This window comes from Oleiphilus sp. HI0061, assembly GCF_001635675.1.
On record NZ_LWFE01000292.1, the window covers coordinates 1 to 1294 of the forward strand.

Annotated in this window: 2 protein-coding genes; both read right to left on the reverse strand. The window is 44.1% G+C overall.

Features of this window, described 5'->3' with window-relative positions; genetic code table 11:
- Positions 1-519, reverse strand: a 519-nt coding sequence (locus A3735_RS03815) for a ParA family protein (RefSeq protein ID WP_068637612.1), incomplete at its 3' end; no start/stop codon positions are given.
- A gap of 255 nt (positions 520-774) precedes the next feature.
- Positions 775-1294, reverse strand: a 520-nt coding sequence (locus A3735_RS03820) for an OmpA family protein (protein WP_156499384.1), incomplete at its 5' end; no start/stop codon positions are given.

The following is a 1294-nucleotide window of genomic DNA, read 5'->3' on the forward strand; positions in this document are numbered from 1 at the left end:
AATAACCATACCCAAAGTATGCATCATTCTTTCCAAGCCTTTAATCGCAAGAAACTCTGTTTGACAAGGTACGATGAGCTGCTGGCTCGCAGCAAGAGAGTTGATCATTAGTACACCCAATGAAGGCGAATTATCGATCAAGACGTAGTCATATTGATCCCACAACATTGCCAGCGTTTTCGAAATGATCAGCCCCATACCTTCAACGCCAACCATTCTACGTTCAAGCGTCGCTAAAGCCGTTGAAGCAGGCATTAAATCCAGACCCGGGCAAGAAGTGTCAGTAATCAGTTGTTCAGGAAGACCATCAGGAACCTTACCCTGATGCATAAACAAGTCGAACGCACTTTGCTCAATCGTATCCGGGTCGTAACCAAAATAACTGGTTAAAGACCCATGCGGATCAAGATCCATAACCAACACTCTTTTGCCTTCTTGTGCCAACAACCCGCCTAGCGTTACTACACTAGTCGTTTTACCGACCCCGCCTTTCTGATTGGCAATACCCCAGATTCTCACCGCGTCACCTCTGAAAAATTATATTTTAGCTTTGCTCAAGCATACCATTTAGCCTAGCTGGCTAGAATATCCTGCTAGGGATACTTGCTAATTCTGTATCGCTTGAACAAATGAACAACGGAAATGGCATAAAGTTGCCGAATTTACGTCACTAATAATCTTAATAGTGTACAGAGCACAAATCGTGCCATCGGCACAGTATTGAAAGGTAAATACTTAGAAAATATTTCTTTATAAATGAATGAGCTACGAGACTTACTTCATTAAGCCCTGACGAATATCCTGACTTTTGGAAATTAATAGAACAACGCGGCGGTTTTTGCTTTTTCCAGCTGCCGTATCATTCCTAGCAGCAGGTTGAAACTCTCCGTAACCCATCGCGCCCATGCGAGAAGGCGACACCCCCTCCAGTGCGAGGTATCTAACAACTGTGGCTGCTCGCGCTGCAGAGAGCTCCCAATTAGATGGGAATACAGGGCTTCGAATAGGAACATTATCAGTATGCCCCTCTACCAGCATAGCGTTATCGTGCTGGTTCATAATACCTGCAATTTTTTCAATAATTGGCAAAGCATCATCAACAGGCTCCACACCGCCGCTTTGAAAAACAACCGTATCATCCAACGAGATCTCGATCCAATCGTCTTTCTTCTGAACGCTTACCTTTTCCTCGAATATCAAGTCTTCAAAGTTATCTTCAAACTCCCCTGCTATCATTTCGAGTTGGAGGTCTTCTTTGCTAGGTTCCTTCTTTTTCTTTCGTTGATCAGGGGGT